The sequence below is a fragment of the Sphingomonas phyllosphaerae genome, from assembly GCA_036946405.1.
GTDB lineage: Bacteria > Pseudomonadota > Alphaproteobacteria > Sphingomonadales > Sphingomonadaceae > Sphingomonas > Sphingomonas phyllosphaerae_D.
The window spans coordinates 2,688,370-2,714,916 of sequence record JAQIJC010000001.1; the positions used below are offsets into that span (position 1 = coordinate 2,688,370).

At 67.0% G+C, this 26,547-nt stretch carries 23 protein-coding genes; 8 read left to right on the forward strand and 15 right to left on the reverse strand.

From position 1 onward, the window contains the following. Positions 1-17: 17 nt before the first annotated feature. Positions 18-500: a hypothetical protein gene (locus tag PGN12_12755; protein MEH3104760.1), complete on the forward strand. Its 483-nt coding sequence runs from the start codon at positions 18-20 to the stop codon at positions 498-500. 153 nt (positions 501-653) lie between these two features. Here PGN12_12755 and PGN12_12760 read toward each other — a convergent pair whose 3' ends face one another. Together PGN12_12760 and PGN12_12765 are read right to left on the reverse strand one after the other, a co-directional pair. Beyond that, positions 654-1,415, reverse strand: a complete 762-nt coding sequence (locus PGN12_12760; protein MEH3104761.1) for an alpha/beta fold hydrolase — start codon at positions 1,413-1,415, stop codon at positions 654-656. Continuing rightward, positions 1,396-1,842: a GFA family protein gene (locus PGN12_12765; protein ID MEH3104762.1), complete on the reverse strand. Its 447-nt coding sequence runs from the start codon at positions 1,840-1,842 to the stop codon at positions 1,396-1,398. The genes PGN12_12760 and PGN12_12765 overlap by 20 nt, the downstream gene beginning before the upstream one ends. Positions 1,843-1,930: 88 nt before the next feature. Here PGN12_12765 and PGN12_12770 point away from each other — a divergent pair, with 88 nt between their 5' ends. Next, positions 1,931-2,533 carry a YitT family protein gene (locus tag PGN12_12770; GenBank protein ID MEH3104763.1) on the forward strand — a complete coding sequence of 201 codons (603 nt, stop codon included), beginning with the start codon at positions 1,931-1,933 and terminating at the stop codon, positions 2,531-2,533. A 125-nt stretch (positions 2,534-2,658) separates the two neighbouring features. Here the strand turns inward: PGN12_12770 and PGN12_12775 are convergent, their stop codons facing one another. From PGN12_12775 to PGN12_12790, 4 genes are all read right to left on the reverse strand, one after another. Then, on the reverse strand, positions 2,659-3,729 hold the full coding sequence (locus PGN12_12775; protein MEH3104764.1) for an aspartate-semialdehyde dehydrogenase: 1,071 nt from the start codon (positions 3,727-3,729) through the stop codon (positions 2,659-2,661). 89 nt (positions 3,730-3,818) lie between these two features. Continuing rightward, positions 3,819-6,053 (reverse strand): S9 family peptidase, encoded by a 2,235-nt coding sequence (locus tag PGN12_12780; GenBank protein MEH3104765.1) that lies wholly within the window; start codon positions 6,051-6,053, stop codon positions 3,819-3,821. A gap of 496 nt (positions 6,054-6,549) precedes the next feature. After that, complete coding sequence (locus PGN12_12785; protein ID MEH3104766.1) at positions 6,550-8,331, reverse strand: glycoside hydrolase family 127 protein; 1,782 nt, start codon at positions 8,329-8,331, stop codon at positions 6,550-6,552. A 262-nt stretch (positions 8,332-8,593) separates the two neighbouring features. After that, positions 8,594-9,427 (reverse strand): arylamine N-acetyltransferase, encoded by an 834-nt coding sequence (locus PGN12_12790; protein ID MEH3104767.1) that lies wholly within the window; start codon positions 9,425-9,427, stop codon positions 8,594-8,596. Positions 9,428-9,522: 95 nt separating this feature from the next. Between PGN12_12790 and PGN12_12795 the strand changes: the two genes are divergently transcribed. After that, positions 9,523-10,650, forward strand: coding sequence for a zinc-binding dehydrogenase (locus PGN12_12795; GenBank protein MEH3104768.1), 1,128 nt, complete (start codon positions 9,523-9,525; stop codon positions 10,648-10,650). 98 nt (positions 10,651-10,748) lie between these two features. Here the strand turns inward: PGN12_12795 and PGN12_12800 are convergent, their stop codons facing one another. From PGN12_12800 to PGN12_12830, 7 genes are all read right to left on the reverse strand, one after another. Continuing rightward, positions 10,749-11,912 (reverse strand): NAD(P)/FAD-dependent oxidoreductase, encoded by a 1,164-nt coding sequence (locus PGN12_12800; GenBank protein MEH3104769.1) that lies wholly within the window; start codon positions 11,910-11,912, stop codon positions 10,749-10,751. 260 nt (positions 11,913-12,172) lie between these two features. Then, a complete protein-coding gene (locus PGN12_12805; protein ID MEH3104770.1) occupies positions 12,173-13,492 on the reverse strand; it encodes a cystathionine gamma-synthase family protein in 1,320 nt (439 codons plus the stop codon). Positions 13,493-13,503: 11 nt separating this feature from the next. After that, positions 13,504-13,911 (reverse strand): hypothetical protein, encoded by a 408-nt coding sequence (locus PGN12_12810; protein MEH3104771.1) that lies wholly within the window; start codon positions 13,909-13,911, stop codon positions 13,504-13,506. 57 nt (positions 13,912-13,968) lie between these two features. Next, on the reverse strand, positions 13,969-14,685 hold the full coding sequence (gene gloB, locus PGN12_12815; GenBank protein ID MEH3104772.1) for a hydroxyacylglutathione hydrolase: 717 nt from the start codon (positions 14,683-14,685) through the stop codon (positions 13,969-13,971). A 1-nt stretch (position 14,686) separates the two neighbouring features. Further along, a complete protein-coding gene (locus PGN12_12820; GenBank protein ID MEH3104773.1) occupies positions 14,687-15,121 on the reverse strand; it encodes a VOC family protein in 435 nt (144 codons plus the stop codon). A 17-nt stretch (positions 15,122-15,138) separates the two neighbouring features. Continuing rightward, positions 15,139-15,864 carry an alpha/beta hydrolase gene (locus PGN12_12825; protein MEH3104774.1) on the reverse strand — a complete coding sequence of 242 codons (726 nt, stop codon included), beginning with the start codon at positions 15,862-15,864 and terminating at the stop codon, positions 15,139-15,141. 178 nt (positions 15,865-16,042) lie between these two features. Further along, complete coding sequence (locus PGN12_12830) at positions 16,043-17,452, reverse strand: Mur ligase family protein (GenBank protein MEH3104775.1); 1,410 nt, start codon at positions 17,450-17,452, stop codon at positions 16,043-16,045. A gap of 50 nt (positions 17,453-17,502) precedes the next feature. On the opposite strand from PGN12_12830, the gene PGN12_12835 reads away from it, so the two are divergent. After that, complete coding sequence (locus PGN12_12835) at positions 17,503-18,318, forward strand: LD-carboxypeptidase (GenBank protein MEH3104776.1); 816 nt, start codon at positions 17,503-17,505, stop codon at positions 18,316-18,318. 19 nt (positions 18,319-18,337) lie between these two features. Here PGN12_12835 and PGN12_12840 read toward each other — a convergent pair whose 3' ends face one another. Together PGN12_12840 and PGN12_12845 are read right to left on the reverse strand one after the other, a co-directional pair. Then, the gene (locus PGN12_12840) at positions 18,338-19,321 is read right to left on the reverse strand and encodes a DUF3667 domain-containing protein (GenBank protein ID MEH3104777.1); all 984 of its coding nucleotides are present in this window, start codon (positions 19,319-19,321) and stop codon (positions 18,338-18,340) included. Positions 19,322-19,391: 70 nt separating this feature from the next. Further along, positions 19,392-20,018, reverse strand: a complete 627-nt coding sequence (locus PGN12_12845) for a TIGR02281 family clan AA aspartic protease (protein MEH3104778.1) — start codon at positions 20,016-20,018, stop codon at positions 19,392-19,394. A 287-nt stretch (positions 20,019-20,305) separates the two neighbouring features. On the opposite strand from PGN12_12845, the gene thrS reads away from it, so the two are divergent. The 4 genes from thrS (at position 20,306) to PGN12_12865 (ending at position 26,425) form a co-directional block, all read left to right on the forward strand. After that, positions 20,306-22,291, forward strand: coding sequence for a threonine--tRNA ligase (thrS, locus tag PGN12_12850; protein MEH3104779.1), 1,986 nt, complete (start codon positions 20,306-20,308; stop codon positions 22,289-22,291). Between the two features lie 58 nt (positions 22,292-22,349). Beyond that, positions 22,350-22,655, forward strand: a complete 306-nt coding sequence (locus PGN12_12855) for a hypothetical protein (GenBank protein ID MEH3104780.1) — start codon at positions 22,350-22,352, stop codon at positions 22,653-22,655. A gap of 237 nt (positions 22,656-22,892) precedes the next feature. Continuing rightward, on the forward strand, positions 22,893-23,426 hold the full coding sequence (infC, locus tag PGN12_12860) for a translation initiation factor IF-3 (protein ID MEH3104781.1): 534 nt from the start codon (positions 22,893-22,895) through the stop codon (positions 23,424-23,426). Between the two features lie 194 nt (positions 23,427-23,620). Continuing rightward, positions 23,621-26,425, forward strand: coding sequence for a TonB-dependent receptor (locus PGN12_12865; protein MEH3104782.1), 2,805 nt, complete (start codon positions 23,621-23,623; stop codon positions 26,423-26,425). Positions 26,426-26,547 lie beyond the last annotated feature (122 nt).

Sequence of the window (26,547 nt, forward strand, 5' to 3'; positions counted from 1 at the left end):
CGATACGGGAGCAGATCATGGCCGACGACACCAGCGATACGCCGACGCCGGCGGCATCGAAGCCCGCCACCCCGCGCCGCCGCGCGCCGCGCAAGGCCGCCGCCCCCAAGGCAGCATCACCGCGCGCCACGAAGACGAAGACGGCCAAGGCGGACACCGCCCCCGCTGCCGCCAAGAAGCCGGCAGCCAAGCGCACCCGCGCGACGCCGGCGAAGTCCCGCACCACGGCAAGCCGCAAGTCGGCGTCGCGGAGCGAGGCGGCGATCGACAAGGTCGGCGGCAAGTGGGGCGCGGCGGCGATCGCGGGCGGTGTCGCGGCGATCGGCGCGGCCGCGACGGCCGCGCTGCTGACCCTGCGCGGTTCGACGCCGAAGTCGCCGCGGCTTCCGGCACCCGATGCGCCGAAGAAAGCGAAGGCGCATCAGCCGGATGGGAAGGATTCGTCCAAGTCGTTCGAGGCCGGGATCGCCGACGAGAATACGATCCCCGCGAAGGCGTGATCGCGTTTGTCGACCCCGGGGATCGACCCCGGGGCAACAAGCTCCGTCGTCACCCCGCGACTGGTTCCGGGCCCTACCGCTCCGCAAGAGCAACTGCCGGCCTGTTGGCGGAGCGGTGGATGCCGGAACGGGTCCGGCATGACGGTTTGAGGCTTACCCCTTGAGAAAGGTCGCGATTGCCTGTCCGAGTTCGGGCTTGGTCACCGCGCTCATGTGATTGCCTTGTATCTCGACGTAGCGCGCCTGCGGCAGCGCGTCGGCCAGCGCGGGCGCGGAGCCGTTGTCGTCGTCGTCCTTTCCGCTGACCACCAATACCGGCTGGACGATCGCGTCGAGCGCACCCTCGGGCGTGCCGACGAACGTGTCGATGATCCCCAGCAGCGCGACCGGATCGCCGCCGGTCGTCTTCAGGAACGCCTCGGCCAGCCACTCGGGGCTACCGCGTTCGTGTTTGCCGAGGTTGGTCAGGATGTTGCGGAAGTGGCCCGCGCGGCGGTCGGCGCGGGTGATGCCGTCCAGCCCCATGCCCGAGATCACCACGCGCCGCGGCGTCGCACCGGTGGCGAGCATCCGTACCGTGGTGCGCGCGCCCAGCGAATAGCCGCCGAGATCATAATCACCTAGCCCAAGATGCGCGATCAACGCATGGCCGTCCCGCGCCAGAGCGTCGGGCGGATAGGCGCTTGCGTCGTGCGGGCGGGCGCTGGCGCCGTGCGCGCGCAGATCGGGCATGATGACGCGGAAACCGGCCGCGGCGATCGCGGCAGCGTGGCCGTATTTCAACCAGTTGGTCTGTGCGTCCGAGAAGAAGCCGTGGATCAGCACCACCGGTCGCCCCTCGCCCAGTTCGCGCCACGCGATCCGCTGTCCGTCGAAGCTGTCGAAATACCGGGTTTCAGTCGGGGACATGACCACGCGTTTCCATCCATTGGCTGACGATATTTGGGAGATCCGAGGTGCGCTTTTCGGGCAGATCGGCGGTGTCCCGCCATGCTTCGTGGCGGCGTTCGACGCCGAAATGACCCATCGGGTGTAGAAGGTGCGCGTCATCGAAGCTGCCGACCGTGAGGTCCAGATTTTCGGACGCATTGCCTTCGTAGGTCAGTGGCGTGCCGCACTCACTGCAAAAGCCGCGCTGCGCGATCTCCGACGACGCGTGGCGATCGGGTTCGCGGGTCGTCCATGTCACGGCGGCGCGCGGAACCTGCTTGAGCGCAGCGAAGACCCCGCCGGTCGCGCGCTGGCACATCCGACAATGGCAGAGATAGGCATCGTCGTCGGTAACCGCGACGCTGTAGCGCACGCTGCCGCACTGGCAGCCTCCAGTCATAATGCGGCTCATCCCCGCGGCTGTACGCACCATGCCGCGCGGCGTCCACCGATGCTGCGTTGCAGCGTTCGGACGGCGCGGATAGGGAGCGGGGGTGAACGTGGACGAACCCCTGCCCCATTCGGCGATCGAGGATGCCTATGCGCTGACGCTCGGCTGCATCCTCGTCGTGCTCGGGCTGGCGCTTCTCCATGCCGCGGGACTGGTGACCGGGGGGACCGCGGGGATTGCGCTGTTGATCTCCTATGCGGTGCCGCTGCCGACCGGTGTGCTGTTCACGCTCATCAACCTGCCCTTCATGTGGCTGGCGTGGAAGGCGATGGGGCGGCGGTTCACGCTACGCACCGTGCTGGTCGGCGCCGGGGTAGCGGCGCTGGGGACGTGGACGCGGATCGGGCTGACGATCGCGCATATCGACCCGGCGTTCGCGGCGCTGGCGGGCGGATCGGTGATCGGGTTCGGCGCGCTGGCGCTCGCGCGGCACCATGCCGGGATCGGCGGGACCGGGGTGGTGACGCTGTGGCTACAGAAGACGCGCGGGTGGAACGCCGGGCGAACGCAAATGGCGATCGACGCGCTGATCCTGCTGACCGCGCTGGCGTTCCTGCCGCCGGAGCGGGTCGGCTGGTCGGCGATCTCGTCGGCGGCGATCAGCGGGATATTGATCGCGTGGCATCGGCCGGGGCGGTATCGGGGGTATTGAGCGCGCAGTCACGGTCATCCCCGCGGAGGCGGGGATCCAGAACCGATGTCGTTTCGCCTCTTGCGATGACCTGCGCGTCTGGATTCCCGCCTGCGCGGGAATGACGGTTGGGTGAGCGGCGGCGCTTACTCCGCGGTCAGCACCGCCTGGAAGTCGTCTGCGCCGGTTTCGTCCGCCTTCTTGAGATGACGGCGGCCGAGCAGTTCGGCGATCTGCACCGCGTTGAGCGCTGCGCCCTTGCGGAGATTGTCGCTGACGCACCACAGCACCAGACCATTCTCGACGGTCGGGTCCTCGCGGACGCGGCTGACATAGGTCGCATCGTCGCCCGCGCTCTCGATCGGGGTGACGTAGCCGCCGTCCTCGCGCTTGTCGATCAGCATCACGCCCGGTGCCTCGCGCAGGATGTTCTGCGCATCCTCGGCCGACAGCTCGTTCTCGAACTCGATGTTGAGCGCCTCGCTATGGCCGACGAACACCGGCACGCGCACGCAGGTGGCGGTCAGCTTGATCTTCGGATCGAGGATCTTCTTGGTCTCGACGACCATCTTCCACTCTTCCTTGGTCGAGCCGTCGTCGAGGAAGCTGTCGATGTGCGGGATGACGTTGAAGGCGATCTGCTTGGTGAACTTCTTCGGCTCGGCAGGGTCGCCGACGAAGATGTTGCGGCTCTGCTCGAACAGCTCGTCCATGCCGATCTTGCCCGCGCCCGACACCGACTGATAAGTCGCGACGACGACGCGCTTGATCGTGGCCGCGTCATGCAGCGGCTTGAGCGCGACGACCATCTGCGCGGTCGAGCAATTCGGGTTGGCGATGATGTTCTTCGCCTTGTAGCCGTCGATCGCGGCGGCGTTCACCTCCGGCACGATCAGCGGCACGTCCGGGTCCATGCGGTAGAGCGACGAATTGTCGATCACCGTGCAGCCCGCCGCCGCGAACTTCGGCGCGTAGACCGCGGTCGCCTCGCTGCCAATCGCGAACAGCGCCATGTCCCAGCCCGCGGGATCGAAATGCTCGATGTTCTGGACCTTCAGCATCCGGCCGGTGTCGCCATATTCGATTTGGTCGCCGACCGAGCGCGACGAGGCGAGCACCGCGATCTCGTCGGCCGGAAACTGCCGCTCGGCGAGGATGTTGACCATCTCGCGACCGACATTGCCCGTGGCTCCCGCCACCACCACCCGGTACCCCATATCCGTCCTTCCAACGCGCCAACGACCGGCGCTTTCACATCATGTCGCGGCTGCCCGTAGCGCCGCAATTTTCGAAAAGCCAGAAAGCTCTACTTGGGACCGCTGCCGACATGCTGGTCGAGGAAGCGCTCGATCGTCGTCCAGACATGGATGTCGCGCGACGCCGAATGCGTCTTGCCGGGATAGAGCATCATCTCGAACGGCATGTCCGCGGCCTGCAATTCCGCCGCGACCTTGGTGGAATTGTCGAGGAAGACATTGTCGTCGGCCATGCCGTGCATCAACAGCAGCGGCGTGGTGATCTTCTTCGGGTCGATCACCGCACGGGACGCGTCATAGGCGACGCCATCGACAAGCGGATCCCCCATGTAACGCTCGGTATAATGCGTGTCGTAGAGATGCCAGTCGGTGACCGGCGCCCCCGAGATCGCGGCGGCATACAGGCTCTGATCGGCCTCGATCATCTTGAGCGACATATAGCCGCCGTACGACCAGCCGAAGGTGGCGATCCGCTTCGGATCAACGAAGGCGAGCGTTTTCAGATATTCCGCGCCCTTGCGCTGATCCGCGACCTCGACGGTGCCCATCGCGTGCCAGATCGCGCTTTCGAACGCGACACCGCGGTTCGCCGAGCCGCGATTGTCGACCTCGAAATAGATCCAGCCTTTGTCGACCAGATGCTGGATCAGCGGGTTCTTCCAGCTGCGCGTCACATATTGCGGACCGGGGCCGCCATAATGCTGGAAGAACACCGGGTAACGCTTCCCCGGCTCCAGCCGCGGCGTGACCATCTGCCAGTGCAGATCGGTGGTGCCGTCGGCGGCCTTGATCGTGCCGAAGCGCACCGGTTCGTGGCTGGCCACATAGGGGGCATAGGGGTGCGTGCCCTCGACACGGTTTTCGTTGATCCATGCCAGCCGCTTGCCGCTGGCGTCGGCAAGATAGGTCTGCGGCGGCTGATCGGGGCTCGAGCGCGTGACGAGGAAGCGCTGCGCCTTGCCGTCGGCGGTGACGCTGTTGTTCCAGCCATGCTCGGTCAGTCGCGTGATCCCGCCGCGCTTGAGGTCGAGCGCGTAAAGATGCTGTTCGAGGACATCGTCCTTGTTGGCGGTGAAATAGACGCGACCCTTGACCTCATCGACCGCGACCAGCCCGGTGACGACCCACTCGCCCTTGGTCAGCTGCGTCCAGCGGCCGCCCTTCAACCGCCACAGATGCGCGTAGCCGTCGCGTTCGGAATGCCACAACAGGCTGCCGTCCTCCATCGGGCGATAGCTGTCGGAAAGGTTGATCCAGCTTTTCGCGCGCGCGGTTTCAGTGAAGAGCACGGTCGCCTTGCCGGTCGCGGGATCGACGCGGAGCATGTCGAGCTTGGTCTGCGCGCGGTTCTGGCGCTGCACGAGCAGGGCCGAGCCGTCGGGCAGCCAGTCGACGCGCGCGAGATAGATGTCGGGATCGCTGCCGAGATCGACCTTCACCCCACCTGAACCATTGGCGCCCGAACCATCGGCGCGCATGACGTACAGGTCGACCAGCACGTTGGGGGTGCCGGCGGCGGGATAGCGCTGTTCGTAGATGCTGGTGCCGGTCGCGCCGATCGCGGCGCGGGTGAAGACCTTGACCGGCGTCTCGTCGAACCGCTCGATCGCGACATAGCGATCGTCGGGGCTCCACCAATAGCCGTCGGTGCGGTGCATTTCCTCCTGCGCGACGAATTCCGCCTCGCCGAAATGGACGAGCCCCTTGCCCTCGCTGGTGAGCGCGCGTGCGACCCCGCCGCCGAGCGGCTGAATCCAGAGGTTCTGGTCGCGGACATAGCTGACGAAGCCGCCGCGCGGAGAGACGTTGGCGTTGAGCACGCCGCCGGGCACGTCGGTGATCCGGCGCACCTGCCCGTCGATGCCGGCGAGATAGAGGTTGCCGTCGATCGGCACGAGCAGGCTGCGCCCGTCCGCCGCCCAGTCGTAGGCGACGATGCCCTTGAGCGCGCCGATCCGGGCGCGTTCGCGCTGCATCTTCTCGGCTTCGGACAAGGCCGCGCCGGTGCCGATCCTGAGGCTGTCGACCAGCATCCGCTCCGCACCGGTCGTGGTGTCGCGCGCCCAAAGGTCGAGCCGGTCCTTGTCGTCGGGGCGCGCGCGCAGGAAGGTGAGCAGCGTGCCGTCGGGCGACAGTTTGAGCGCGCGCGGCTGCGGGCCGGCGAGATCGGGGGTGGCGAACACCCGTTCCAGCGTGAGCGGCGTCGGCGCGTCGGCCCCCTGCGCCTCAGCCACGGTCGAAAATCCCGTCGTCGCCAGCGCGGCGGCGATAAACCACTTGTGCATTCAGACCCTCCGTCACGCCGACGCTGGTGGCAAAGATCAATGCGGAGGGACAGCGGAATCTTGGGATCGCTCGCCCTGGTGGCGATTGACTTGCGCCGATCACCTGCCCTGTTCCGTCATCCCGGACTCGATCCGGGATTCCGCTTCTTACTCCTGTCGCCAAGAAGCGGGGCCCCGGATCAAGTCCGGGGCGACGAACAGAGGCTTGGTCCGCTCAAACCTACGAGCCGACCTAGGGTGGATCGACATTCATGGTTGCCTTCGCTGCCCTCGCCCCTCGCAGAGGGGAGAGGGATGCGCAGACTTAGGCTTTGCGCAGCAAAGTCTTAGTCGGAGCTGGGTGAGGGGTGGCGCTCGCGCAAGCGAGCGCGCGAGCCTTCGGCTCGCTCGACCCCTCACCCAAGCTGCGCTAGCCAGCACGCTGGCAAGCTCCGCTATCCCTCTCCCCTGTCCATGGGCGAGGGCAGCAGGACGCTACCATGAATGTCGATCGGCCCTAAGCGAGTTGCCAATAGGTCGCGTAGCGTTCGTGCGCGATGCGGTGATAGGGAACCAGCCGCACCGGCGTGCCATCCTGCGCGGCGATCGTGAATTCGAGCGGGTTGCCGGTCGGTCGGATGCTCCTCGCCAGCGCGTCGGGGTCGCCCGCGAGCACGGGCACCGCGACGGGCGTGTCATTATACTCGCCGTATTTACGCTCGTTGACGATGATGTCCGCGCCGGGCGCCAGCCCCTGCCGGCCGAGCGCGCCGGCCAGCACCAGCGGGCCGTAGGTGAAGGCGACGATCTGCGGCGCGGCGGGCGCCTGTTCGGCGGCGGGCTCCATGACCAGTTGCAGCTCGACGGTGTCGCCGTCGTTCCACGTCCGGTCGATGGTGACGTAGCTGCCGGACTCGGTGGAAGTCACGGTCTCGCGACCGTTGACGACCAGCGTCGCGGTGCGGCTCCAGCGTGGGTGACGCAGCTTGAGTGCGAGCGAGGCCGGGCGCTTGGCGGCGATGCGCAGCCGGGTGCCCGCCTGCGCGGGGAAGGAGGTTTCCTGCGTCAGAACGACGCCTTGCTCACGCCATTTCAGCGCCGACGGGATGAACAGGTTGACGTAGAGCTGCCGCCCGTCGTGGAAGTAGATCGAATCTCGGTACTTTACGTGGTTTTCCATCCCCGTGCCGGTGCAGCACCAGAAGCTGTCCTCGGGAGTGTGGTACAATTTCATATAGCCGGGGCGCGCGCCCTGAAAATAGGTCGCCATGCCGCTGTCGGGATCCTGCGAGGCAAGAATGCCGTTATAGAGCGTGCGTTCGTAATAGTCTGCGTAATCGGCGCGCGGGTCCTGCAGGAACAATTGCCGCGTCAGCTTGAGCATATTGTGCTGGCAGCACGTCTCCGATCCCTTGGCCGAGAAGACGTGCTTGTCGAAATCGGCCATCGCGAAGAAATGCTCGTTGTCGCCGTGCCCGCCGGTCGCGAAGGCGCGGGTGCGCGCCACCGTCTTCCAAAAGAATTGCGCGGCGGCGTGATAGCTGGCGTCGCCGCCGGCCTCGTGAACGCGCTGGAACCCGATGATCTTCGGAATCTGCGTATTGGCGTGCATCCCGTCGAGCTGGTCCTGCGCCTTCACCAGCGGGGCGAGTACCGCCTTTTGTGAAAAGCGCTCGGCAAGCCGTTGATAATCTGCATTTCCGGTCATCACGAACAGGTCGGCATAGACTTCGTTCATGCCGCCGTATTCGGTCTTAAGCATCTCCTCGAACTGCGCGTCGCCCAAGGGGCGTGTGGCGACTACGCCCCAGTCCGCGAGCCGCAGCAGCACCGCTTTCGCCGAGGCACTGTCCGCGAGCAGCGTCGCGTCGCGCAGTCCGGCATAGACCTTGTGGAGCGTGTACCACGGCACGCCGGTGATCGGCTCGCCGCGCAGATGCGCCGAAACGAGCGCCGCGCCCTTCGGAAAGGCGCAGACCAGCCCGCTGTTCGCCGCCCTCTGGCACGCCGCCAACTCCGCGGCGATATAGTCGATCCGCTTGCGGTAGACGGCCTTGCCGGTCGCGCGATAGGCCAGCGCGCAGGCGGAGAGGTAATGGCCGAGCGTGTGGCCGTGGCAGTTGATGTCCGCCCACATCGGCTCGGACTCCCAGCCACCATAGACCGGCGCTTTGGGCTTCAGCCCGGCATTGACCCGGAAATTGTGGAGCATCCGGTCAGGCTGGAGCCGCAGCAGATAGGCTTCGGTCTGACGCTGTGCATGGAGGAACGGGCTGTCGTGAAGGTCAACGTCGCGCATGTCGAACGGCTGGAGCGACACTGGCGTGCGCGTCTGCGCTGAAAGCGGCGCAGCGACGCCGGCGATCAGCGCGCTGCCGGCGACGCCGGAAAAAAAATGCCGACGTGACAGCGGGTTACAACAGACGATCGCCACGAAACTCTCCTATCGTGCGCAGCTCGGGCCGCGCCGGCGAGCATAGTCATTACTCCGTCAATTACCACCCGTTAACAGCCACTTGGCTCGACCGCGCAACGCTGCGGCCGCAATGATGGCGCACCGCTCAACCGAACAGGCCCAGTTCCGCCACTTCGTCCGCGCTCAGGTCGATCCCAAACATCATGCTCAGCCGCATCCGGTAGACGCGCGGATCGGTAATCTCGGCTTCGGCGGTCGTCTCCGAGGCACGACGGCGATACTGGCGGTCGGTCAGCGAGGCGAAGCCGCGCGGCAGGATGATGCTGGTCACCGTCACATTGGTGAAGCGGCTGGCGGGCGCGGTCATCGACCAGTGATTGCCCATCGCCAGATCGCTGTCATGCACCTCCGCGGTGGTGAAGCTGTATTGCGGCTGCCATCCCGGCCCCGCGCCGCGGCCGTCGGTGGTGGTCGGGTCGCCGTCGCGCAGCAGCAGCCAGCCGCCCGCCCCGGCGCGTTCGTCGTCGCGGACCAGCAGGAAGCGCGCGCCGTCCGGCGCCTCGCCCTGCGCGCCATCGGCGAGCGGCATGACCGGCGCGTAGCTGCCGCCGAAGCCGGCGTCGGCGATCCAGTGCTGCCCGTCGATCGTCACCAGCGACAGCGTGTGCGTCAGCGGCGGGGTCTCCGTGGCGCCGAGCCAGACGCGCGCCAGCAGCGGACGGGCATTGAAATCGAGCGCGGCGAGCGCGTCGAGCAACAAGCGGTTCTGCTCGAAACAATAGCCGCCGCGCCGCGCGGTGACCAGTTTGGCGGCGACGCTCGCACCATCGATCGCGATCGCCCGGCCGAGCCGCACGTCGAGGTTCTCGAACGGAATCGCGAGGCGATGTGCATGCTGGATGCGCGACAGGCCGGCGGCATCGCGGGTCGGACGCGCGGGAAGGTCGATGCGGGCGAGATAGGCGTCGAGGTCGAACATGCCGCCTGCGGTAGCGCGGTTGCGTGGCGATGAGAACGGGTTTGACCGGCCCGGTGCACAGGCCCATGCCGGAACCCGCAAATGAGGAGGCCGAGTTGAGCGACATCAAGGGTTTGGAGCTGCGATCGATCGTCGACGCCGAGGGATCGCTGACGCTGCGGCTGGAAGAGGTCACTTATCCGACGCCGGCCGACGACGAGGTGCTGGTGCGCGTCGAAGCCGCGCCGATCAACCCCTCCGACCTCGGGCTGCTGCTCGGGCCGGCGGATGTCGCGACACTGGAGGACGTCGGCACGCCCGACGCGCCGGCGTTGCGCTTCCAGGTGCCGCGCGGGCGGATGGGCGGGCTGCGCGCGCGGGTCGGCCAGTCGCTGCCGGTTGGGAACGAGGGCGCGGGCACCGTGGTAGCGGCGGGTGCGCAGGGGCAGGAACTGGTCGGGCGCAAGGTCGGGATGATCGGCGGCGCGATGTTCGCGCAATACCGGCTCGCCAAATTGCGCGAGGTGGTGCCGCTGCCCGAGGGCGCGAGCGCGGCGGACGGCGCGGCGATGTTCGTCAACCCACTGACCTCGCTGGCGTTCGTCGAGGCGATGCGGGCCGAGGGACACAAAGCGATCGTCCATACCGCCGCAGCGTCGAACCTCGGGCAGATGCTCCAGAAAATCTGCCTCGCCGATGGCGTGCCGCTGGTGAACATCGTCCGCAAGCCCGAGCAGGCAGCGATCCTGCGGGGGATCGGCGCAACCTATGTGCTCAACAGCCAGGACGAGGATTTTCGCGCGCAACTGGCGGATGCCTGTGCTGAGACGGGCGCGACGATCGCGTTCGACGCGATCGGCGGCGGGTCGCTGGGGAGCGATATCCTGCAGGCGATGGAGCAGGCCGCCAACCGTAACGCGGGCGCGTATAGCCGCTACGGCTCGGAGACGTTCAAGCAGCTGTATATCTATGGTGCGCTGGATACCGGCGCGACGACGCTCAACCGGCTGGCGTTCGGGTTCCAGTGGAGTGTGTCGGGCTTCCTGCTGTTCCCGTGGCTCAAGAAGGCGGGCGCGGAGACTGCGGCGCGGATGCGGCAGCGGATCGCCGACGAGCTGACCACGACGTTCGCGAGCAACTACACCGCGACGATCGGGTTGAAGGAGTCTCTGAATCCCGACGTGCTGCGCGCGTATGAGCGCAAGGCGACTGGGGAGAAGTACCTGATCGATCCGACGCGCTGAAGAACGTCATTGCGGGCGTAGCGAAGCAATCCAGGGTGCCGCAGGGAACACTGGATTGCTTCCTCCGGCCGTCGCCGGGGTCGCGATAACGGCGGCCCCTAAACCGCCTGCCCGGCCGCCCAGCCGCTCGCCCACGCCCATTGAAAATTGTAGCCGCCGAGCCAGCCGGTGACGTCGACCGCCTCGCCGATCGCGTAGAGGCCGGGCACCTTGCGGGCCTCCATCGTCTTCGAGGACAAAGCGTCGGTGGCGATGCCGCCGACCGTCACCTCGGCCTTGGCGAACCCTTCGGTGCCGTCGGGGTGGAAGCGCCAGTCGGACAGGCGGCGTTCGGCCTCGGTCAGCGCGCGGTCGGTCGCCGCGCCGAGTTCGCCGATCGCGAGCCGTTCGGCGAGCACGTCGGCCAGCCGCGACGGCAGACCGAGCGTTTGCGTCAGCGTCGCGCGGGGACGGGCGCGTTTGGCGGCGGTGAGCCAGCCCGCAGGAGCGTCGGGGCGAAAGTCGATCGCGACCGCTTCACCGTGCCGCCAATAACTCGACGCTTGCAGGATCGCGGGACCGGACAGGCCGCGATGGGTGAACAGCGCCGCCTCGGCGAAGGCGGCCTTGCCGGCGCGCGCGACGACCGGGGTGGCGACACCGGAGAGCGCGCGGAACAGCGCTTCGTCCCCGGGCAATGTTAAGGGCACCAGCGCGGGGCGCGGCTCGACCACCTTCAGCCCGAAGCGGCGCGCGATGTCATAGGCGATGCCGGTCGCGCCCATCTTCGGGATCGACGGGCCGCCGGTCGCGATCACCAGCGCCGGGGCGGTGTAGCGGCGGTCGCCGTGCGTGATCGTATAGCGGCCATCGGCGTGGTCGATCTCGCCGAGTGGCTGGCCAAGCCGGATCGTCACGCCGCCCAGCTCGCACTCGCGGAGCAGCATGGCGACGATCGCGCGCGCCGAGCCGTCGCAGAACAATTGCCCGAGCGTCTTTTCGTGCCACGCGATGCCGTGACGTTCGACCATATCGAGGAAATCGCGCGCGGTATAACGGCCGAGCGCCGACTTGGCGAAATGCGGGTTGGCCGACAGATAACGGTCGGGCGCGGTGTGCAGGTTGGTGAAGTTGCATCGGCCGCCGCCGGAGATCAGGATCTTCTTGCCCGGCGCCTCGGCATGGTCGAGCACGACGACACGCCGGCCGCGCTGCCCGGCGACCGCCGCCGCCATCAACCCTGCCCCGCCCGCGCCCAGCACGATCGCGTCGAATGTTTCCATGACGGGGCCGTGTCATAGATTACACGTCATTGCGAGCGTAGCGAAGCAATCCAGTGTTCCGCGCGACGCCCTGGATTGCTTCGCTTCGCTCGCAAAGACGGGAAGGCACGTACCTTCGGGATGCCTTGCACCCAGCCGTCATGCCGGACTTGTTCCGGCATCCACCGTTCCGCTAACCCATCAGCCGTAGATCGCGCGCAGCCGTGGACCCCGGAACGAATCCGGGGTGACGGAGCGGTCACTCATGGGTGACGGTTACCCTATATCGCCGCCAGCGCCTGTTCCATGTCGGCGACCAGATCGTCGGCGTCCTCAACACCGATCGAGATGCGGACGAGATTGTCGGTGATGCCCAGCGCCTGCTTGCGTTCGTCGGCGACGGACAGATGCGTCATGCCGGCCGGATGGCTGGCGAGCGTTTCGGTGCCGCCGAGGCTGACCGCCAGCTTGGCGATCTTCAGCGCGTCGAGGAAGCGGAACGCCTCGGGCTCGCCGCCCTTGAGGTAGAGCGAGAAGGTCGAGCCGCCGCCGGTGCAATGGCGGCGATAGATATCGGCCTGACGTCCCTCGGCCTCCGCGAGGAAGCCGAGATAGCCGACGCGCTCGACCTTGTCGTGGTCGCGCAGGAAGGCGCAGACCTTGGCGGCATTCTCGCCCGCACGGCTCATCCGCAGCTCCAGCGTCTCGAGGCTGCGCATCAGCATCCACGCAGTGTTCGGGTCGCAGATCGTGCCGATCGTGTTGCGCATCGCGCGGATCGTGTTGATGAGCGGCTTCGCCCCCAGCACCGCGCCCGCGACCAGATCGGAATGGCCGCCGGCATATTTGGTCAGGCTGTAGACCACCGCGTCGGCGCCGTGCTGGAGCGGCTGCGACCAGAGCGGGCCGAGGAAGGTATTGTCGATCGCGATCGGCGGCAGTTCCTCCGCATTCGCGAAGATCGCGTCGCGGCTGGCGCGCACCGCCTCGACATCGACCAGCGCATTGGTCGGGTTGGCGGGGCTTTCGAGATAGATCAGCGCGACGCGGCCGGCATCGTTCGCCTGCTTCATGACCGCGTCGATCTCCTCGCGGGTCGCGCCCGCCGGAAAGTCGAGCCAATTGACCCCGAAGCGGCCGAGGACGCGCGCGATCAGCGTCTCGGTGGCGGCATAGAGCGGGCCGGAGTGGACGATCGTGTCGCCGGGGCGGACAAGAGAAAGAAAAAGCGTGGCGATCGCCGACATGCCGCTGGAGAAGGTCAGTGCATCCTCCGCGCCTTCCCAGATGCCGAGCCGGTCCTCGAGGATTTCCTGATTGGGGCCGTTGAAGCGCGAATAGACCAGTCCTTCCGCGCCCCCGGGGCGCTTGCCGGTGACGCCCTCGAAATGGCGCTTGCCCGCCGCGGCATTGGGAAAGACGAAGGTCGACGTTAGGAACACCGGCGGCTTTAGCGCGCCCTCGGACAGCGCGGGGTCGTAGCCGTGCCCCATCATCAGCGTCGCGGGCTTGAGCTTGCGCCCGCCGATCGAGTCGACCTCGGCCTTGGGCGAGCGGCGCGTCTCGACGCCGGTCAGATCGTCTTCGGTCGGCTTGGTCATGACAGTCTCACCTATTGCGAGCGATAAGGAACGAACTGGCCCATCGCGCAGCTTCCGCTGGGGATGCGCGCCGGAAGATTGACGGTCTGGGCGATGTCGCCGCGACACAGCCGCGTCTGGAACTGGCGGGTGACGATCGCGTCGCCGCGCGCCACCGCCTCGCAGCCGCCGCCGGTGTCGGTGACGTAGACCAATTTACCGCTGACGCGGTACAACAGCTTGCCGTCGTAGGCGGTGAGTTGCGGGCGGGTCCAGCGCGTGTCGATGCAATCCTGCGGCTTGCCGGCGACCTTTCCCGCGAGCAGCTTTTCGTAGGCGATCCGGTCCTTGTCGGGCCTGTCGGACTTCTGCGCCGGAGCGGCGACCACCGCGGCGGCTCCGAGCGCCGCCGCAGCGGCGAAGGTGATGAGGAAACGCATCGCTTTCTCTCCTTCTCTCCGCACGTTACCGGCATGGTTACGTGCGATACCATATCGTCAGCTCTGATCCTTGCGCAAGCGGCGTTCGGCGAAGGTGGCGACATCGGACGCACGCAGGAACGGATTGGTCGCGCGCTCTGCGCCAATCGTGGTCGGGATCGTCGGCTCGCCAGCGGCGCGAAGCCGGTCGACCTCAGCCATCCGCGTCACCAGCGCGTGATTGTCCGGCTCGACCATCAGCGCGAAACGGCCGTTCGATCGCGTATATTCGTGCCCGCAATAGACGCGCGTCTTGTCGTCGAGCGCGGCGTAGCGCTGCATGTTCGCGAACATCTCGGCGGGCGTGCCCTCGAAGAGCCGGCCGCAGCCCATCGCGAACAGCGTGTCGCCGGTGAAGATCACGCCATCGTCGGCGAAATGGAAGGCGATATGCCCGGCGGTGTGGCCGGGGACATGCCAGACCGTCGCGCGATGGGCGCCGAGCGAGACGGTGTCGCCCTCGCCGACGCCATCGTCCAGCGCATTTATCTTCGCGCGCTCGGCCGCGGGGCCGATCACCCGCGCGCCGCTCGCCTGCTTGATCGCCGCTGCGCCGCCGACATGATCGCCGTGCCAGTGCGTCAGCCACACCGCGCCGATCGTCCAGCCGCGCGCCGCTGCCGCGTCGAGCAGCGGCTGCGCCTCGCCCGGATCTAGCGCGACGGTCTGAGTGCCGTCGTGCAGTAGCCACGCATAATTGTCGCTCAGGACGGGGACGCGGACGATCTCCAGCATCTTACCACGTCCCGGTGTTGGGCATCGACACCCACGGCTCGGCGGGGTCGAGCGTGCCGTCCTGCAACAGCTCGATCGAGATGCCGTCGGGAGTCTTCACGAACGCCATATGCCCGTCGCGCGGGGGGCGGTGGATCGTGTAACCGTGGTCGAGCAAGCGCTGGCAGGTCTCGTAGATATCGTCGACGCGGTAGGCGAGATGGCCGAAGTTGCGGCCGCCGGTATAGTCCTCCGGGTCCCAATTGTGGGTCAGTTCGACCTCGGCGTTGGCGCGCTCGCCCGGCGCGTTCATGTCCTCGGGCGTCGCGAGGAAGATCAGCGTGAAGCGGCCCTTCTCGTTCTCGATGCGGCGCACCTCTTTCAGCCCGAGTAGCTCGAAGAAGGCGATCGTCGCGGCGGGGTCGCTGACCCGGATCATCGTGTGCAGATATTTCACCGTTTTACTCCCGCCCTCTAGGGCACCACATCCTCGATGGCGCGGACCAGCAACGCGAGATCGTCCTCGCGTGACAGCCGGTGGTCGCCGTCCTTGACCAACCACGTCTGAACGTGCGGCGAGCGGATCAGTTCGGCGAGCCGGCAGGTGCGATGCCACGGCACGTCGGGGTCCTGCTGCCCCTGCAGCAAGCGCACCGGGCCGTCGAAGGCGATCGCGCCGGCCATCAGCCGGTTCGCCTCGCCCGATTGCCAGAAGCGGCGCGTGTAGACGGTCGGCGCCGGGCCATAGGGGTTGGGGCGTTCGAGGCGACCGTGCTGGAGCAGGTACATCTTCTCGTCCTGCGAGAAGCCCCAGTCGGTGAAGTCGGGCGCGGGGGCAATGCCGACCAGCGCCGCGACGCGCTCGGGCCGTGCCAGTGCGGCGAGCAATGCGATCCACCCGCCCATCGACGAGCCGACCAACACCACTGGACCGTCGACATGGTCGATCATCGCCAGTGCATCGTCGCGCCAGTCGGCGAGCGACTGGTCCTCGAACTTGCCCTCGCTGGCGCCGCAGCCGCCGTAATCGAAGCGGAGATAGGCGCGGCCCTGCGCCTTGGCCCATTCCTCCAGCGCGACCGCCTTGCTGCCGGTCATGTCGGAGGCATAGCCGGGCAGGAAGACGATCGTCGGCGTGGTGCCTTGGGTATGGTGGTAGGCGAGCCGCGGGCGCGGCGGTTGCGATGTGACGATGCTCATGCGCGCGGCTTTAGCGGGAAGGCGCGGTGGAGCGGAAGGGTGGCGTGGCGCTTATGCCTCCACCCCGGCGGAAGCCGGGGCCGAGTCGGGAAGGCCGAAGTGACGTAGGGCACGCCAATCATACGCCTCCCCCAACTGGGCCCCGGCCTTCGCCGGGGTGCCGGCTGGGAGTGGGAGGTCAGCCCGTCAGCATCCGCACCATCTCGCCCGCGAGCAGCGACAGCGTGTCGTCGCGTGCGCCCATCACGACGATGCGGTCGCCGGGCCGCGCTTGCGCCACACAGTGCGCCGCCGCCGCCGCGCGGTCGGGGATGTGGAGCGCGTGGCCGCCGGCAATCATCACGTCATGGACGATGTCGGCGCTGGTCACCTCGCGCGACACGGTGCCGCCCTGATAGACCGGATCGGGTAGCACGAGCAGGTCTTCGGCGCGCAGGTGGGTGGCGAACATCGCGGCGAGTTCGGCGCGCATCACCTTGAGCGGGCCGTAGCCGTGCGGCTGGAACAGCGCGATCACGCGGCCGGGAAAGGCGTGGAGCGTGTCGAGGGTCGCGGCGATCTTGTCGGGGTTGTGGCCAAAGTCGTCGATCACCGCGACGCCGTTCGCCTCCCCCACGAGGTCGAAGCGGCGGCGCAGACCGGTGAAGTGCTCGACACCCGCCACCGCCTGTTCGAGCGACATGCCGGCGGCGCGCGTCGCGCCGATCGCCGCGAGGGCGTTCGACACGTTGTGGCGGCCGGGCACCTTTAGCGCGACAGGCACGCGCTGGCCGGTCGCGACAAGCGTGAAGCGGATCGCGAACGGTTCGGCGACCATGTCGGTCGCGAAGAGGTCCGCGCTCTCATCGGCCAGCGAGAAGCGCGTCACCCGTGCCGGCGGCAGCGCCATCGCGAGCCGGGCGGCGTCCATGTTGTCGGCATTGACCACCGCGACCCGCGCATGGCCGATGAAGTCGCCGAACAGGCGGTTCAGCTCCTCGAGCGATTTATGGTCGAGGCTGACGTTGTTGAGCACCGCGACCTGCGGGCGATAGAGCGCGATCGAGCCATCGCTCTCGTCGACCTCGCTGACATGGGGATCGCCCTGCCCGACCAGCGCGCTGGCGAACGGGCGGTCGGTGCTGGCGAAGTCCTTCATCACCGCGCCGTTCATCACGGTCGGGTCGCGCCCGGCAGCGTGGAGGATCGTCGCGATCATGCCGGTGACGGTCGACTTGCCGCTGGTCCCCGCAACGCCGATCGGTTGCGCGGCGGCGTTGAACAAGGCGGCGTTCAGCTCCGCGCGCGACAGGCGGCGGCAGCCGAGCCGGGTGGCGGCGACGATGTCGGCGACAGTGTCCTCGACGGCGGCGGAGGCGACGACGATCTGGTCGGGCGACGTCACGCCGCTGCCGTCCTGCGCGAACAGCTCGACACCGAGCGCGCGCAGGCCGTCGAACTTGGCGGGGACGCGGCCCTGATCGAGCCCGCGGTCGCTGCCCGCGACGATCGCGCCGCGGCCCTTGAGGATCATCGCCAGCGGCATCATTCCCGATCCGCCGATCCCGACCAGAAAGAAGCGCTGGCCCGATACGTTGCCGTCATGCATGGCGGCGGGCTATCGGCGCTTTGCGCGGGCGTGACAAGCAGGAGGTGGCGATGCGGATCGGAGTGCTGGCGGCGAGCAGCGTCGCCAACCCGGACGTGATCGCGCCGGTGTCCGCCTTCGCGGCGGTCGCCTATCCCGAGATCGACCTCGTCTTTCACCCGCAATGCTATGCGCAGGACGGGCATTTCGCGGGATCGGACGCGGTGCGCGCGGCGGCGTTCCTCGAATTTGCCAACGATCCGGCGTTCGACGCGATCTGGTTCCTGCGCGGCGGCTATGGGTCGAACCGGTTGCTGGCGACGATCATGCCGCAGCTGGGGCCGGCGGCGCGGACCAAGACCTATCTCGGCTATTCCGACGTCGGCTTCCTGCTCGGCGCGCTGTACGCGCGGCGGATCGGGCGCGCGGTGCATGGGCCGATGGCGAGCGACATCCGGCGGCGTGACGGCGACGCGACGGTGGCGCGATCACTGGGGTGGCTGGCGCGGGGGGATCGTGCGGGGCTGGAGCCGGGGCTCGACGGCCGGCCGGCGGCGGCGTTCAACCTGTCGATCCTCGCGGCGCTGATCGGGACGCCGTATCTGCCCGATCTCGCCGACCATGTGCTGATCGTCGAGGAAGTGTCCGAGGCGATGTATGCGATCGACCGGATGCTGTTCACGCTTGGCAACGCCACGCAGCTGCGCAGCATCGCGGGCGTGCGGCTTGGGGCGGTGACGGCGGTGAAGGACAACGAGCCCGACTGGAGCGAGCCGATCGAGGCGATGATGACGCGCTGGTGCCGCGATCTGGGGGTACCGTATCTGGGACGCGCGCAGATCGGGCATACGCAGGCAAACCATGTCGTGCCGTTCGGGGTCGCGTGAGCCCGGGGCGACGAAGACCTCAGTGCGCGATGCCGAGCAACAGGAGCAGCGCCACCCAGATCACGAGCGCAGCCAGCGAGGCGAACAGCGCGGCCGCGGTACGCACCGCGGCGCTGCCGTTGCCGAGCCGGTACGCACCGCGCAGCTGCACGAACAAATGCACCGGAAACAGCAGCATCAGCAGCGCGACGCCGGGCAGATGCAGCGCGCTCGACCACAGGATCATCGTCGTGATGAGCAGGCTGACGAAGCTCATGGAATAGGTGACGAACACCGCATGGTCGAACAGGTGCACGTCGCGCCGCCATGCGAAGAGCAGCCACATGAACGGCACCGATAGCGGGATCAGCGCCCAGGAAAATTTGTAGCCGTTCGCCTCCATCTTGAAGAGCAACAGCTCGGGGTCCTCGATCGCGTGATTGAGTTTCTCGTCAAGCGTATGCCAGCCGGTCTTGATCGGCTCGTTCACCCCGTCGGACGCATTCGGCATCCGGTCGATGATCTTGCGCGCGCTTTCCAGTTCCCGCGCGTTCGTCGCGACCTGGGCGATGCGCGCGTCGAGCGCGGTCGTATCGCGCCCCGCCCGCGCGGCCACCGCGCGCTGACCTCGAAGCGTCTGGCCGAGGTCGGCGATGCGGCTTTGCTCGGCGACGAGCTGCGCGCGGGCGTTGCCGGACGGCGCGTTGACGCTCGCGAATCCGCCGAACAGCGAGTAAGCGATGTAGAGCAGGAAAACCGAGAAGAGGTACAGCGCCAGCGGTGAGAGGAAGCGGCGGCGCTCGCCATTGATGTAGCGGCGGGTCAGCGCGCCGGGGTGGCGCAGCAGCATCCCGATCGTCCGCCACACCGCGCCCTCGATGTGCAGGACGCCGTGCGTAAAATCGTGCCACCACGCGCCGAGTGTGCGGTGGATGTGCCCGGACTGTCCGCAGACATGACAGTAATCGCCGATGCGCGACGCACCGCAATTGAGGCAGGTCGCCCCGCCGCCGGTCATTTCCATCGTCTTGATCCGCCCCGCTAAATCCCCGCAGCCGGTCTGGCACAAAGCCGGCGCGTGCGGCAAGGCTCGGTCAGACCTCGGTCTTCGCCTCCTGCGGATGGTGCGGCGTCAGGATCAGCGTGCGGCCCTCCACCCGCCAGCTCTTCAGCCGTGACAGGAAGTTCATCCCCAGCACGTCGACATCGCCGAACGCGGGCGACACAACCACCGCCAGATCGCGCGCGACGACGTTGCCGAAGCGCAGTTCGGGCACCTCGCCGGTGTCGGCGCGGATCGTGCCGTTCGCGGTCTTGAGCAGCACCGGGAAGACCGCGGGCTTCACCTCGACCCCGGCGGCAGCGGCGGTGGCGGGCGACAGCGCTGTGATCGTCGCACCGCTGTCGACCAGCAGGCGGCGCTCAACCCCACCGATCGTCGCGCGGACGTAGAAATGGCCGTCGCGGCTCATGCGAATGCGGGTTTCTTCGCCCGCGACCTTCTGTTCATCCATGTCGAGCGCCGCCGCCGCACGGCCGAGCCACGGGTCGAACCGACCACGCTCGGCGATCGTCGCGTACAACAGCAGCCCGGCACCGACCCACAGCGCTAGGCTGACGAGCGTGCGCAGGATCGGGATGCGTCGCGCCACCAGCGCGGCGACGAACAGCGCGCCGAGCAGCAGATAGAAGTGGGGATTGGCCGAAATCTCGACAGGCATGGCCGGTATATAGGGGCGGCAAGCTTGCTGGAGAATGGCTGGCGCAGGCGCGGTCTGCTCGCTATGTCGGGAGCGTGATGACGATGCTCACTACTATCACCACCCGGCCGCGTCCGGGGGCCGGCGCCCGCGTCATCGCCTGACGCTGGGGGCCCCGCCCGCCCGGACCGGGTGGAGACGGTGCGGCGGCTTTCCACCCTGACGACCACCCACGCCGCTCTTTTCGTCGGGGCACGGCATCGCTAGGCCGTTGTGACGACTTTGTGCAGGAAGACCCTTCGATGGAAATGCTCTCGATCACGCTGCCCGACGGTTCGGTCCGCGAGGTCGCGTCCGGCACCACTCCCGCCGACATCGCCGCCGCGATCGGGCCGGGGCTCGCCAAGGCGGCGATCGCCGCGCGCGTGGATGGCGAACTGCGCGACCTGTCGCGCCCGCTGACGCAGGATGCGCGGCTCGCGCTGGTGACGCAGAAGGACGAGGCGGACGCGCTGGAGCTGGCGCGGCACGACTTCGCGCACGTGATGGCGGAGGCGGTGCAGCATCTGTTTCCGGGCACGCAGATCACCTTCGGCCCGGCGACCGAGGACGGCTTCTATTACGACTTCGCACCGAAGGACCGCCCGTTCACCGACGAGGATCTGCCCGCGATCGAGGCCGAAATGCGCCGCATCATCGCGAAGAACGAGCCGTTCACGCGCGAGGTCTGGTCGCGCGAGCGGTTGATCGAGACGTGGAAGAAGCAGGGCGAGACGTTCAAGGCCGAATGGGCCGCCGAACTGCCCGACGGCGAGGAGCTGACGATCTATCGGCAGGGCGCATGGCTCGACATGTGCCGTGGGCCGCACATGCCCACGACCGGGCGGCTCGATCCCAATGCCTTCAAGCTGACGCGCGTGTCGGGCGCGTACTGGCGCGGCGACCAGAAGAACGCGATGCTCAGCCGCGTCTATGGCACCGGCTGGCTCAACAAGAAGCAGCTCGACGCGCATCTGACGATGCTGGAGGAAGCCGCCAAGCGTGACCACCGCAAGATCGGCGCGGAGATGGACCTGTTCCACCTTCAGTCCGAGGCGCAGGGCTCGGTGTTCTGGCACCCCAAGGGCTATATCCTGTGGCGGCAGCTGGAAGCGTATATGCGCCGCCGGCTCGACGCCGCCGATTATGCCGAGGTGAAGACCCCGCAGCTGATGGACGCGCGGCAGTGGGAACAGTCGGGGCACTGGGGCAAGTATCGCGAGAACATGTTCGTCGTGCCCGACGAAATCCCCAATACCGAGGACGAGGGCGCGGTCATTTCGGGCGACGCCGATATGATGGCGCTGAAGCCGATGAATTGTCCGGCGCACGTGCTGATCTTCAAGCAGGGGATCAAATCGTATCGCGACCTGCCGATCCGCATGGCCGAATTCGGCTGCTGCCACCGCAACGAGCCGCATGGCGCGCTGCACGGGATCATGCGCGTCCGCCAGTTCACGCAGGACGATGCGCATATCTTCGTGCGCGAGGACCAGCTGGTCGAGGAGGTGCGCAAGTTCTGCGAGCTGCTCCACTCGGTCTATCAGGATCTCGGCTTCACCGATTATGCGGTGAAGCTGGCGTTGCGCCCCGAGAAGCGTTTCGGATCGGACGAGATGTGGGACCGCTCCGAGCAGGAATTGCGCGATGCGGTGCAGGCGTCGAACCTGCCGCAGGAGATCAAGGACAAGTTCGAGGAGCTGCCCGGCGAAGGCGCTTTCTACGCGCCGAAGCTGGAATTCCACCTGACCGACGCGATCGGGCGGACGTGGCAGGTCGGGACGATCCAGTCGGACCGCGTGCTGCCCGACCGGCTCGACGCGAGCTATGTCGGCGAGGATGGCAACCGCCATCGCCCGGTGATGCTGCACCGCGCAATTCTCGGCACGTTTGAGCGGTTCATCGGTATCCTGATCGAGCATCACGCCGGGCGCTTCCCGTTGTGGCTGTCGCCGGTGCAAGCGGTGGTGGCGACGATCGTCTCCGACGCCGACGATTATGCGCATGAGGTGGCGGCCAAGCTGCGCGCGGCGGGCATCCGCGTCGAAACCGATCTGCGCAATGAGAAGATCAACTACAAGGTGCGCGAACATTCGGTCGCCAAGGTCCCGAACCTGCTGGTGGTCGGCAAGCGCGAGGCGGAGGAAGGCAAGGTCGCGCTGCGCCGGCTGGGCAGCCAGGCGCAGACATTCCTGACGCTCGACGAAGCAGTGCAGATGCTGCGCGACGAGGCGCTGGCGCCGGATTTGCGCTGACGCTCGACGTCGTCGGTCCGCTCTCTTATGATGCCTGGGCACATAGGAGAGCGGACCGATGCATATCTTGCTTGCGATGCTGGTGCTGCCCCTGCCCGCTTCGGCGCAGACGGGGATCGCCGGACAGGTCGGCACGAGCGTCCACGACAACAACGGGCGCATCGATCGCGAGCGCTCCGCCGGTCGGCTGTCGCGCAGCGATGCACGGCGCGCGAAGACCGAGAATGCCATTACCGACGATCTGGCGCAGCGTTATGGCAGCGACGGGCGGTTGACCGACTCCGAACAGGCGGAGATCACCAACCGCAACAATGCGATGCAAAGCATCCTCAACGCGCCGGCACGGACCGGGCCGAAGCGCTAGACAGCGACGTTCGCGCGACGGATGTGGTTTCTTTAGCCCTCTCCCCGCCGGGGAGAGGGTTTGGGTGAGGGGTAGGAGTCTCACCGAGAGCGCCCTCTCTGCGAGGCCCGAACCCCTCTCCCAACCCTCTCCCCAAAGGGGAGAGGGCTTTAGCGGTGCACCCGCTTCCAAAACGCGAACCTATGCCCTATATTGCGAGGGTAAACCGACACAGGAGAAATACCCATACGTCCTCCCATGACGCGCCGTCCGATGCAGGCGCCTCCGATGAACGGCCCGCGGTTCAATGAGTGGATCCAGAGCCCGAAGGTCCGCGTGATCGACCACGAGGGAGAGAACCTTGGCGTGATGTACACGCGCGAGGCGATGGAGCAGGCGCGCGAGGTCGGGCTCGACCTGGTCGAAGTGTCGCCCAACGCCGATCCGCCCGTCGCCAAGTTCCTCGACGTCGGCAAGTTCAAGTACGAGGCGCAGAAGAAGGCGAATCTCGCCCGCAAGTCGCAGAAGACGCAGGAGATCAAGGAGATCAAGATGCGTCCGAACATCGACGACCACGATTACGACACCAAGATGAAGAAGGTGGTCGAGTTCATCGAGGAAGGCGACAAGGTGAAGGTCACCATGCGCTTCCGCGGTCGCGAGCTGAGCCACGGCCAGCTCGGCATGAACGTGCTGCAGCGAGTCGCCGAGCAGGTGCAGGAAGTCGCGAAGGTGGAAGCCTATCCGCGCATGGAAGGCCGTCAGATGCTGATGGTGCTCGCGCCGAAGTAACGCCCGCTTTTGCCAAGCCTGCCGTAACGTCCGCCGCGCCCTGACCAGCGCGGCGGCGTTGCATTCGTTCGACAGTGTTTTCGAATTTTCGCGTCGACGCTCGAAAATGGCTGGACGGACGCGGCTTCTGCGTTACGCTCACCCAATACCGAACCTTCAAAGAGTTCGGATGACATTGGGAGAGAGATAGCGCCATGCGTCTTACCGCCACCCTTCTGTCCACCGCCGCCGCGGTGCTGGCAATGCCGGCCCTGGCGCAGGACCAGACGAGCCCCGTTACCACCAACGCCGCGGTCGCCGGACAGAGCGACACCGCCTCCGCGCAAGCCGGCGACACCGGGCTGCTCAATGCCGGCGATATCGTCGTTACCGCCACCCGCCGCGCCGAGCGGCTGGCCGACGTGCCGATCTCGATCAACGCGGTCAGCCAGGCCGCGCTCCAGAACTCGGGCGCGACCGACATTCGCCAGCTCGCGCAGCTTGCGCCGTCGCTGAACGTCTCGTCGACCGGATCGGAAGCCAATGCCTCGGCGCGGGTGCGCGGCATCGGCACCGTCGGCGACAACCCCGGGCTCGAAAGCTCGGTGACGGTGTTCATCGACGGCGTGTACCGCAGCCGCACCGGCTCGGGGCTCAACGATCTCGGAGAGGTCGACCGCGTCGAGGTGCTGCGCGGGCCGCAGGGCACGCTGTCCGGGCGCAATTCCTCGGCCGGTGCGATCAACATCTACACCAAGGCGCCCTCGTTCGACTTCGGCGGCTATGCCGAGGGGACCTACGGCAATTACGATTTCTACCGCGTCGCGGGCGCGGTGACCGGGCCGATCGTCAAGGACCTGCTCGCATTCCGGATCGACGGCGTCGCGTCGAAGCGCGACGGCTTCTATCGCGACGTGGTCAACGACACCGATTACAACGATCGCAATCGCTGGTTCGTGCGTGGGCAATTGCTGCTGGAGCCGTCGCCCGATTTCTCGGTGCGACTGATCGGCGACTATACGTGGCGTAACGAAAAGTGTTGCGGCGCGGTCTATGTCGACACGCGCGAGAAGACCGACCCAACGCCGGGTACGCCGGGCGATTATGCGATCAACCCGGCGGGCAACCGCATCGTCAGCGTCATGCAGCAGGTCGCGGCGTTGCGCGGTTATCCGGCGGGCAGCGTCTTCCCGGCCGGCAACGATCCGTACAGCCGCCGCATCGCCTTCACGCCGGGGCGTGCCTATTCGAACGTCACCAAGGATTACGGCGGGTCGGGGCAGATCGACTGGAATCTGGGCAGCGCGGCGCTGACGTCGATCACCGCCTATCGCGAGTATAAGTCGGACGGCGCGAACGACATCGACGCCAACGTGCTCGACATCGGCTATCGCCCCGACGACGGCAACAACTACCGGCAATTCCACACCTTCACCCAGGAATTGCGGTTGAACGGCGAGGCGTTCGGGGACCGGCTCAACTGGTTGATCGGCGGCTTCTTCAGCAACGAGAATCTGCAGGTCGTCGACAATCTGAAGTTCGGGCGCGACTATGGTGCGTTCGCCGCCTGCCGGATCGTCGCGACGATCAATCCCACCGCCGCGCTGCGCAATCCGGCCAATCCGGGCTGTCTCGGCACCACCCCGCTCGCACCGCTGGGCGGTGCCACCGGGCGACAAGCGATCGGCGCCGGACTGGGCCAGGCCGCCGGGCTCATCCTGCCGGCCGTCGATCTGCTCTCGCGGCTCAACGACCTTGGCACGACGCGTGACGTCTACAACCAGAACAGCAAGAGCTTCGCGGTCTTCACCCACAACATCTTCCGGCTGACCGACCGGCTGTCGCTGACCGCCGGTGCCCGCTGGACCCGGGAGCAGAAGGACTTCGACGCGACGTTCGGCAACAACAACACCGTCTGTCCGCAGGTGCAGGCATTGCTGAACCCGTTGTTCAACAACGCGACGCTGGCCGCGCTGACCCGCGGGATCGCCACCCTTGCCTGCACGGGCAATTCGTCCAGCGCGCTGAACGGTCGCACGATCAACGACAAGTTGCGCGAGAATCAGGTGACCGGCACCGCAGTGCTGAGCTGGAAACCGACCGACCGGTTGATGACCTACGCCAGCTATTCGCGCGGCTACAAGGCGGGCGGCTACAATCTCGACCGCTCCGATCTGGGCGACGCCTATAATCCCGCGACGATCGCCAATATCGATGGCAGCCGGCTGCGCTTCGATCCCGAGACGGTCAATGCCTATGAGGTCGGGCTGAAATATTCGAGCCGGCAGTTCACGTTCAACCTCGCCGGCTTCCGGTCGGAGTTCAAGAACTTCCAGCTCAATACGTTCAACGGCACCAATTATGTCGTCGAGAATATCGGATCGTGCTCGGACGGGCTGAACGGCGCGGATCGCGACAATTCGCTGGCGACCGGCGCGTGCACCGGCGACGTGCGCTACGGCGTCGTCAGTCAGGGGTTCGAGGCCGAGGCGGGAATTTACCCGGTCGAGCATCTGGCGATCAACATGGGTTATACGTTCGCGGACACGAAGTATCGCCGCAATCTGGTCGGGTCGGATGCCGGGGCGGCGCTGGATCCGGCGTTGTTCCTGCTGTCGGGATCGCAGATGTCGAACGCGCCGCGTAACGTCATCACCACGTCGGTCAGCTGGAACCCGCCGATCGGCAGCAGCGGCATGTCGGCGCTGTTCTACGTCGATCAGCGGACGGTGTCCGATTACAATACCGGTTCCGACCTGTTCGTCGAGAAGACGCAGGATGGGTTTACCCTGCTCAACGCCCGCGTCGGCTTGCGCGGCAATCAGGATCGCTGGGCGATCGAGGTCTGGGCACAGAACCTGCTCGACACCGACTACCAGCAGGTGGCGTTCAACGCGCCGTTCCAGGGCGCAGGCAGCCAGCAGCAGGTGCAATCGTTCGGGGGCGTCGGCAACCAGCTATTCGCGTCGTTCCTCGCGGAGCCGCGGACCTATGGCCTGACGCTAAGGACGCGGTTCTGAGCTGAGCTTCAGCCCGATGGGCATCCACCGCCAACCGCAACTTTCGTCATCCCGGACTTGATCCGGGATCCCGCTTCTTCCTTCCGTCCTCAAGAAGAAGCGGGGCCCCGGATCAAGTCCGG

Coding starts and splice junctions, on each gene's coding strand:
- PGN12_12855 (MEH3104780.1), top strand. CDS start 22,350: ATGCATATCTTGCTTGCGATGCTGGTGCTGCCCCTGCCCGCTTCGGCG.
- PGN12_12765 (MEH3104762.1), bottom strand. CDS start 1,842: ATGAGCCGCATTATGACTGGAGGCTGCCAGTGCGGCAGCGTGCGCTAC.
- PGN12_12840 (MEH3104777.1), bottom strand. CDS start 19,321: ATGGAAATGACCGGCGGCGGGGCGACCTGCCTCAATTGCGGTGCGTCG.
- PGN12_12835 (MEH3104776.1), top strand. CDS start 17,503: ATGCGGATCGGAGTGCTGGCGGCGAGCAGCGTCGCCAACCCGGACGTG.
- PGN12_12775 (MEH3104764.1), bottom strand. CDS start 3,729: ATGGGGTACCGGGTGGTGGTGGCGGGAGCCACGGGCAATGTCGGTCGC.
- PGN12_12865 (MEH3104782.1), top strand. CDS start 23,621: ATGCGTCTTACCGCCACCCTTCTGTCCACCGCCGCCGCGGTGCTGGCA.
- PGN12_12825 (MEH3104774.1), bottom strand. CDS start 15,864: ATGAGCATCGTCACATCGCAACCGCCGCGCCCGCGGCTCGCCTACCAC.
- PGN12_12790 (MEH3104767.1), bottom strand. CDS start 9,427: ATGTTCGACCTCGACGCCTATCTCGCCCGCATCGACCTTCCCGCGCGT.
- PGN12_12830 (MEH3104775.1), bottom strand. CDS start 17,452: ATGCATGACGGCAACGTATCGGGCCAGCGCTTCTTTCTGGTCGGGATC.
- PGN12_12755 (MEH3104760.1), top strand. CDS start 18: ATGGCCGACGACACCAGCGATACGCCGACGCCGGCGGCATCGAAGCCC.
- PGN12_12810 (MEH3104771.1), bottom strand. CDS start 13,911: ATGCGTTTCCTCATCACCTTCGCCGCTGCGGCGGCGCTCGGAGCCGCC.
- PGN12_12785 (MEH3104766.1), bottom strand. CDS start 8,331: ATGCGCGACGTTGACCTTCACGACAGCCCGTTCCTCCATGCACAGCGT.
- infC (MEH3104781.1), top strand. CDS start 22,893: ATGACGCGCCGTCCGATGCAGGCGCCTCCGATGAACGGCCCGCGGTTC.
- gloB (MEH3104772.1), bottom strand. CDS start 14,685: ATGCTGGAGATCGTCCGCGTCCCCGTCCTGAGCGACAATTATGCGTGG.
- PGN12_12805 (MEH3104770.1), bottom strand. CDS start 13,492: ATGACCAAGCCGACCGAAGACGATCTGACCGGCGTCGAGACGCGCCGC.
- PGN12_12780 (MEH3104765.1), bottom strand. CDS start 6,053: ATGCACAAGTGGTTTATCGCCGCCGCGCTGGCGACGACGGGATTTTCG.
- PGN12_12845 (MEH3104778.1), bottom strand. CDS start 20,018: ATGCCTGTCGAGATTTCGGCCAATCCCCACTTCTATCTGCTGCTCGGC.
- thrS (MEH3104779.1), top strand. CDS start 20,306: ATGCTCTCGATCACGCTGCCCGACGGTTCGGTCCGCGAGGTCGCGTCC.
- PGN12_12800 (MEH3104769.1), bottom strand. CDS start 11,912: ATGGAAACATTCGACGCGATCGTGCTGGGCGCGGGCGGGGCAGGGTTG.